Source organism: Kitasatospora putterlickiae, assembly GCF_039527695.1.
GTDB lineage: Bacteria > Actinomycetota > Actinomycetes > Streptomycetales > Streptomycetaceae > Kitasatospora > Kitasatospora putterlickiae.
Genome location: NZ_BAAAKJ010000465.1, coordinates 1 through 5,719, shown reverse-complemented (window position 1 = coordinate 5,719; position 5,719 = coordinate 1). Strand labels below are relative to the sequence as shown.

Here is a 5,719-nt window from a genome sequence, read left to right as displayed (position 1 = left end):
GCCCGAGCCCGCCGCCGGCGGTTCCGGCAGCCCGTCCGGCGCCTCCGCCAGCAGCTCGCGCGGTATCAGCACCACCGCCGTGGTCCCCCCGTACGGCGAGGGCCGCAGGTGGACCCGGATGCCGTGCCGCCGGGCCAGCCGGCTGACGACGAACAGGCCGAGCCGGTCGGTGTCGGCGAGGTCGAACTCCTGCTCGACCGCGAGGCGTTCATTGATCCCGGCGAGGGCCTGCTCGCTCAGCCCGAGCCCCCGGTCGTCGATCTCCAGCGCGAAGCCGTGCGCGACCACCTCGCCCTGGACGGTCACCTGGGTGGCCGGCGGGGAGTACACCGCCGCGTTCTCGACCAGCTCGGCGACCAGGTGGGTGACGTCCGCGACCGCGCTGCCGAGCAGGCCGGTACCGGGGAACGGCCGGACGATCACCCGCGCGTAGTCCTCGACCTCGCCGACCGCCGCGCGGACCACGTCCACCATCCGCACCGGCTTGCGCCACGCCCGGCCGGGCGAGCCGCCGGCCAGGATGATCAGGCCCTCGGCGTGCCGGCGCATACGGGTGGTGAGGTGGTCGACCTTGAAGAGGTCCTCCAGCTCCGCCGGGTCCTCGGTGCGCCGCTCCATGGTGTCGAGCAGGGTCAGCTGGCGGTGCAGCAGCACCTGGCTGCGCCGGGCCAGGTTGACGAAGACCGCGGAGACGCCGCGCCGCAGCTCCGCCTGTTCGACGGCGGCCTCGACGGCGGCCCGCTGCACGGCGTTGATCGCCTGTCCGACCTGGCCGATCTCGGCCGCGCCGAACTCCAGCTCCGGGGCCTCGGCGGCGACGTCCACCGCCTCGCCCTTGCGCAGCCGCAGCATCACCGAGGGCAGGCGGGTGCCGGCCAGCTCGTTGGCGGCGTTGCGCAGGCCGATCAGCTCGCGCACCAGGCCGCGGCCGATCCGGTAGGAGATCAGGACCGAGAGCACCACGGCGACCAGACCGATCGCACCGGCGATGCCGCCGCGCCAGAGCAGGCCGATCGCGTACGAGTGGTCGCGGTCGTCGATGGTGCCGGCCAGCCGGGCGTTGATCGCGGCGAGGTCGCCGAGCGCGCGGTCGGCGGTGCGCCGCCAGTTGTCGCCGTTGATCGCCTGGACCACCCGGTCGGGGCCGCCCGCGCCGACGAAGTCCGCCTCGGCCCGGGCGAGCGCGGCCCAGGCCTCACCGCCGCGCAGGGCGATGTAGTCGGCCTGGTCGACCGGATCCAGCTCGGCGATGTAGACGGTGAACAGGGCCTGCTGGTTGTGCAGGGCGTCGAGCGCGACCTGGTACTGCTCGGCGGTCGGCCGGGTGGTCGCGGTGCTCAGGCCCTCCATCGCCGCGTCCTCCTGGGAGAGGTACTCCCGGGCGCGCACCAGCTCGGTCAGGATGGTGCCCTGGCGCGGGAGCTGGCCGCTCTGGCGGGCGACGAAGGCGGACCGGAAGCCGAAGGTGGGCTTGACCAGGTCGGTGTACTGGGCGAGCGCGAACTCCCAGTTGAGCGCGGCGCGGCCGACCTGCGCGCGCAGCGGGGGCAGCTGGTCGGCGGCGGCGAGGATCTGCAGCAGACGGCCGCGCTGGGCCTCGTCGAGCCGGCCGTTCCCGGTGTCCCGCTTCTGCCGCAGCACCGCGAGGTCCCGGTCGGTCGCGGCCTGGGCCTGTTCGAGGGCGTCCCGGGCGGCGCGCGAGGCCGGGTCGGCCAGTCGCTTGACGGCGGCCCGCCGCTCGTTCTGCAGGTCGTGCGCGTACTGGTCGACCGGGGCGCCGAACTCCTCGTACGTCCTGCTGAGGTCCAGCCGGCTCCAGACGTCCCCGGCGGTGGTGAGCGTCGCGTACGCCCAGAGGGCGGCGAGGGCGACGATGGGCACCAGGAGCAGCGCGATGATCTTCGCGCGGATCGAGCTGCTGCGCAGACGCATGGAGTCCTCGGTCGGGAAGTGCCAGGCGCGGACGGGGTGCGGGCGGTGGGTTCGTCGGGGACGTGGATCGGCGCGGACGGGAGGCGGGTTGGTACGGACCAGGGGCCGGTCCGGGGGGTGGTCCCGCAGGACGGACGGGGAGGCCCGGCCGCAGGTCTGCGAGACTCTACTACGCCCTGACCACTCGTTCGAGGGTCGAACCCGGCCTCTCTTCGCCCCGGGCCGGATCGTGTCCGGTTCGGCACCCGGATCACCGGTTCCGCACCGTCGCGGACCGCCACGGACCGCCACGGACCGCCACCGACGGCGGCACGGCGACTGCTCGACACCGGCGCTCCGGGCGGGACGACGGCCGCGAACGACCGTTCCGCGGCACTTTTCGCACGGACCGGTGCCGATCTCGTCGCGTCACGGTCACAACCCTGGGCAGTCGGCACGCCATCCGATAGTTTCGCTCCACCTGCAGGACGGATCGGGGGGATCGTGCGCGAGTTCACCACCCCCGCCCCGGCCGGGCCGGCGGCCACCGGCGGGCTGGCCGACTCGCTCTACGACACCGCCGAACGCTCCCCCGGTCTGGTCCAGTTGTCCCGCCGCGCCGAGGGCCCCCGGGGCACCGCCGGGAACGGGTGGCGGGACGTCACTGCGGCGGGCTTCCGCGACGAGGTGCTCGCCCTCGCCAAGGGCCTGCTCACCCGGGGCGTGCGCTACGGCGACCGGGTCGCGCTGATGTCCCGCACCCGTTACGAATGGACGCTGTTCGACTACGCGCTCTGGTCGATCGGCGCGATCCCCGTCCCCGTCTACCCCACCGCCGCGCCCGACCAGGTCCGCTGGATCCTCGCCGAGACCCAGGCGGTGGCCTGCCTGGTCGAGGACGAGGACCACGCGATGACCGTCGGCGCGGTCTGCGACGCGTTACCCGACCTGACCGGCATCTGGCAGCTGGACCGGGGCTGCGTCGCCGCCATCGTCGAGGACGGGCGCGGGGTCCCCGACTCGCTGGTCCACCGCCAGCGGCTCGGCGTCACCGCCGACACCGTCGCCACCGTCGTCTACACCTCCGGCACCACCGGCCGCCCCAAGGGCTGCCTGCTCACCCACGGCGCCCTGGCCGACGCGGCCGACGCGCTGCTCGCCTGCTGGCACGACGCGCTGCACGACACCGGCGGCCACCAGCCCTCCACCGTGCTGTTCCTGCCGCTGGCGCACGTCTACGGGCGGATGGTGCAGATCGCGGCGGTGCGCGGCGGCCTACGGCTCGGCCACCTCGCCGAGATGTCCACCGACGCCCTGTTGCCCGCGCTCGCCGCGCTGCGCCCGACCTTCCTGCTCGTGGTCCCGTACGTGCTCGACAAGGTGTTCCAGAACGCCCGGCGCGCCGCCGAGGAGGCCGGGCGCGGCGAACTGTTCGAACAGGCCCGACAGGTGGCCGTCGACTGGGCCGCCTGCCGCGAGCAGCGCGCCTTCGGGCGCGGCCACGGCCCCGGCGCCGGTGTACGGCTGCGCCACCTCGCCTACGAGCGGACCGTCTACCAGCGGCTGCGCGCCGTGTTCGGCGGCCGGCTGCGGACGCTGATGTGCGGCGGCTCGACGCTGGACCGCGAACTCGGCCTGTTCTTCACCGGGATCGGCGTCCAGCTGTACGAGGGCTACGGGCTCACCGAGACCTCGGCCGCGATCGCCGGCAACCCGCCCGGGCGCGCCAAGGCCGGCACGGTCGGGCGGCCGGTGCCCGGCGCCACCGTGGCGATCGCCGACGACGGCGAGGTGTGGGTGCGCGGCCCGGGCGTCTTCGGCGGCTACCTCAACCATCCGCGCTGCACGGCCGAGTCGCTGTTCGACGGCTGGTTCGGCACGGGCGACCTCGGCCGCCTGGACGAGGACGGCTATCTCACCATCACCGGCCGCAAGAAGGACCTCATCGTCACCAGCAGCGGCAAGAACCTCGCGCCCGCCGCCCTGGAGCTGCGGGTCGAGACGCACCCGCTGGTCTCGCAGTGCCTGGTGGTGGGCGACGACCGCCCCTACGTGGGCGCGCTGATCACCCTCGACCCGGCGGCGCTGGCGCACTGGCTCAAGCAGCGCGGGCGCGGGCAGTCGGACCCGTGGGCGGTGCTCACCGACGAGGAGCTGCACACCGAGATCCAGCGCGCCGTCGCGACGGCCAACGCCGCCGTCTCGCGCGCCGAGTCGATCCGCGCCTTCCGGCTGCTGCCCCGGGAGTTCGGGGTGGAGCAGGGACTGATGACGCCGTCGCTGAAGCTGCGCCGGTCGGCGATCGCCGACCACTACGCGGCGGACATCGAGGAGCTGTACGCCCCCTGACGGACCGTCTCGTCCCTTTTGCGGCACGACCGGCGCCGACCGCCCCGGCCACCACTCCTTGACGATCGGAGTGGTCCAGTCCATTGTTTTGCTCCGGCCAGGGTGCGGCACGCCGACGGCTCCCGCCCCCTCCGGGAGCACCCCCACATCCCGTTCTCGGCGCGCCCGCCCCAACGGTCGCGTCCCCACGCAGGAGTCCCCACGTGTCCATCTCCTCGCGCATGCCCGCACGCCTGTCGGCGCTCGCCGCCACCGCCGCCCTGCTGGTGGCCGGCCTCGCCGGGCCCGCCTCGGCCGCCTCGGCCTCAGCCTCAGCGAACGAGAGCGCCGCCCCGGCCGTCGTCAACCTGGCCACCAACCCCGGATTCGAGATCCCCGCCTCCTCGCTCGCCGACTGGGGCAGCGTGCCCGGCTGGCGCTGTTCCGGCGGACCCGCCGAGGCCTCCGTCACCACCGCGGCCCCGCACTCGGGCAGCTCCGCGCTGGCCGTCACCCCGGCGGGCGACGAGTCCACCGGCGAGTGCGCGCAGACCGTGTCGGTCCAGCCCGGCACCACCTACACCGCCTCCGCCTGGGTCCGCGGGACGTTCGTCTTCCTCGGCGCCACCGACGGCACCGACCGCCCGACCGCCCCCGCCTGGACCGAGGACACCCACGGCGGCTGGCAGAAGCTCACCACCCGGTTCACCGCCGGGCCGACCGCCACCACCGTGCGCCTCGCCGTCCACGGCTGGTACGAGCAGGGCCCGTTCGCGGTGGACGACGTCCGGGTGGACGGCCCCGCGCCCGCCCCGGCGACCGGCGCCGCCTCGGTGCCGACCAGCGACAAGGTGGTCTTCTTCACCGTCGACGACGGCTGGCAGACCTCCCCGGAGGCGGAGCGGTTCATCACCGACCACCAGCTGCCGATCACCGCCTTCCCGCTGCCGATGGCCGCCGCCAACAACCCCGGCTACTTCCAGCGGGTCACCGCCGTGCCCGGCTCCTCCATCCAGAACCACAGCGTCTCCCACCCCGACCTCACCAAGCTCTCGCCCGCCGAGCAGCAGGTGGAGATCTGCGACGCCCGGGACTCGCTGACCCGCCAGTTCGGCACCGCGCCCACCGTGTTCCGCCCGCCGTACTTCACCTGGAACGCCGACACCCTGCAGGCCGCCGCCAACTGCGGCATGCGCACCGTGCTCACCGCCGACGCGGACTTCAGCTGGGGCGCCTCCAACGTCTGGCACGAGGGCACGCTGTCGCCCGGCGACGTCGTGCTGATGCACTGGAGCGACACCCTCGCCGGCGACCTCCAGCGAGCCCTGGCCGCCGCTCAGGCCGCCGGCCTCAAGCCCGCCGGGCTGACCTCCTACCTGCGCTGACCGCCCACACCCCTCCGGCACGGCCGCTCACCGTCGCGCGCCGTCGCCACCGCCGCGAGCCGCCGCGCACCGCCGGTCCCCCACGGGGCGCCGGC

The 5,719-nt window shown here is 74.6% G+C and carries 3 protein-coding genes; 2 read left to right on the top strand and 1 reads right to left on the bottom strand.

Features of this window, described 5'->3' with window-relative positions; all coding sequences use genetic code 11:
* Positions 1 to 1,932: sensor histidine kinase (locus ABD308_RS36985; RefSeq protein ID WP_344344709.1), on the bottom strand; the 1,932-nt coding region annotated here is incomplete at its 3' end.
* Between the two features lie 483 nt (positions 1,933 to 2,415).
* On the opposite strand from ABD308_RS36985, the gene ABD308_RS36980 reads away from it, so the two are divergent.
* Both ABD308_RS36980 and ABD308_RS36975 read left to right on the top strand, forming a co-directional pair.
* Positions 2,416 to 4,260 (top strand): AMP-dependent synthetase/ligase, encoded by a 1,845-nt coding sequence (locus ABD308_RS36980; protein WP_344344707.1) that lies wholly within the window; start codon positions 2,416 to 2,418, stop codon positions 4,258 to 4,260.
* Between the two features lie 203 nt (positions 4,261 to 4,463).
* Positions 4,464 to 5,624 carry a polysaccharide deacetylase family protein gene (locus ABD308_RS36975; RefSeq protein ID WP_344344705.1) on the top strand — a complete coding sequence of 387 codons (1,161 nt, stop codon included), beginning with the start codon at positions 4,464 to 4,466 and terminating at the stop codon, positions 5,622 to 5,624.
* Positions 5,625 to 5,719 lie beyond the last annotated feature (95 nt).